This is a genomic window from Desulfofundulus sp., from assembly GCF_049701015.1.
Lineage (GTDB): Bacteria > Bacillota > Desulfotomaculia > Desulfotomaculales > Desulfovirgulaceae > Desulfofundulus.
In genome coordinates, this window is record NZ_JBNATZ010000334.1 from 1 (window position 1) to 2,300 (window position 2,300).

General features: G+C 56.3%; 1 protein-coding gene and 1 pseudogene. Both read right to left on the reverse strand.

Translation table 11 applies throughout. From position 1 onward, the window contains the following. Positions 1 to 48: 48 nt before the first annotated feature. Complete coding sequence (ldhH, locus tag ACPLUI_RS14025; protein WP_424660863.1) at positions 49 to 2,214, reverse strand: L-lactate dehydrogenase (quinone) large subunit LdhH; 2,166 nt, start codon at positions 2,212 to 2,214, stop codon at positions 49 to 51. Next, positions 2,207 to 2,300, reverse strand: a pseudogene (locus ACPLUI_RS14030) (LutC/YkgG family protein); the annotation flags it as partial. The gene ldhH and the pseudogene ACPLUI_RS14030, both read right to left, overlap by 8 nt.

Here is a 2,300-nt window from a genome sequence, read left to right on the forward strand (position 1 = left end):
AAGGTAAAGAAATTTCACAAACACTTATAGAACTAAAAAATAATTTAATCAACCCTCTGTAAACCGGCCCGCACCGGTAAGACAACTGGCCAGTACCTCCGCTGTATGCATAACCTTTACGTGCGAGTTCTGATGGTGCAGTCCACCACCGATCTGCAACCGGCAGCCCGGGCAATCCAGGGCTACCAATTCCGCCCCGCTGCCCAGTACGGCCTGCAGCTTGCGATCCAGAACAGCCCTGGAAAGCTCCGGAAACTTAATGGTAAAGGATCCCGCAAAACCACAACAGAGGTCAGCAGGATTCATTTCCACCAGTTCCGCCCCGGCGTCAACCAGCAGCCGGCGCGGTTCAGCACTTACCCTCAGGTGGCGCTTCAAATGGCAGGAATCGTGATAAGCAACCTTTTGCTGCAGAGGGGTTAAAAAAGGAGCCAGTTCTTCCCTATAAGTGTAAACAAAGGAGGAGAAATCCGTCACTTTTTCCGCCAGCGCCCCGGCCCGCTCGCTCCAAACCGGATCACCGGCCAGAAGTTCAGGGTAGAGAAACTTCAGTGCTTCGGCACAGGTCGGACAGGCGGTAAGCACAAACCCGGCCTTTATATTTTCAAAGGCGGTGATATTCTGCCGCGCCAGTTCGGCAAAGCTGCCGGTCAAACCCGCCTGTCCAGCCGGGTACCCGCAGCAGGTCTGCCCCTCCGGGCAGAGCATTTCAAATCCCAGAGAAGCCAGAACTTTAGCTACGGACTCGCCGATACCGGGGTAGACAAAATCCACCAGACATCCGGAAAAGAAGGCCACACGGCCAGCCACCCTGCCCGGCCGGGGTAGCCTGTCAACCCGCTTCCGGAAAGGAATCTCCGCAATAGCGGGCAGAGAGCGCCCTTCAGTTAAACCGGCTAAAAAGAGGGGCAAGTGACGGATCCATCCCTCCCTGGTAAAGGGCTTTTGCAAGCGGGAGGCCGTTATTAACAATTTGTGGAAAACATCCCGGTTGACCAACACTTTTTCAAAGATTATTCTCTGGACATGGCTGATGCCTTCCTTTTCCACTGTCCGCCGCCTCAGTTCACCAATAAGCCCGGGCAGGTCGATGTTGCCCGAACAGTAATCCCGGCAGCGCTCACAACCAAGGCACAAGTTCTGTACCTGCTGAGCCTTTTGCGGGTCAGTGAAGAAGGCGGTGAGCACAGTCCCGATCCCGCCGGTATAAACATCTCCAAACACACCGCCGACCAGCTGGTAGACAGGGCAGACGTTCAAACAGGCGGCACAGCGTACGCACTGAAGGGCCTCTTTGAAGACGGGATCAGCAGCCATCCGGGTACGTCCGTTATCCAGAAGGATGATATGCAGCTCCTTCCGTTCGTGATAGTTGCCCCCGGGGTCCACCGCGGGCACGGCCCCGGTAATCATGGTCACGTACGTGGTAATGTGCTGGGCCGTGGCACTGCGGGGCAGCACCTCCAGTATGGGCGAGATGTCCGCAAAGCGGGGCACTAGTTTTTCCAGGCCGACAATGATCACATGCACCGGAGGCAGGGTGGTGGTCAGCCGCCCGTTGCCTTCGTTGGTGACCATGACGATCGTACCCGTTTCGGCCACGGCGATATTCGCACCGGAAATACCCATCCAGGCGGAGAGGAATTTTTTGCGCAGCTCTCTCCGGGCCAGCTTGACCATGGAGGAAATCTCCGGTTTTACAGGTTCTTTAATTTCCCGGCTGAAAATTTGAGCCACTTCTTGCCGGCTCATGTGAATAGCCGGCATGACCATGTGAGAAGGACGCTGGTTGGAAAGCTGGATGATCCATTCACCCAGATCCGTTTCCACAACATCCAGATCCTGTTCCTTTAAATATTCGTTTAAGTGTATCTCCTCGCTGGCCATGGACTTGGACTTGACGATGGTCTTGATACCCCTGGATTTTGCAAGCCGGGCAATGTACTCGCGGGCGTCCCGGGCGGTAGCCGCCCGAAAAACAGTGGCGCCACGGCGGGTAGCCTCACGGGTGAATTGTACCGCCAGCTCTTCCATGTGTTCCGCCGCTTCGCGCTTAATCCGGGCTACTTCCCGGCGCAGTTCCTCAAAATCCCTGTGCCGGTAAGCCTGTTCCCGGGCAAGGACATAGTTGTCGGCAAACTTTCCCAGGGCGGAAGAAACACCCGTATTGGCCAGGGCCTCCCGGGTCACCTGCCGTAAAGATGCTTTACTCACCGGCACCACCCCCCTCGTCTACAAAGACGACCACTACTTTACCCGGCCCGTGCACACCAATGGTGAGCACGCGCTCGATATCCGCC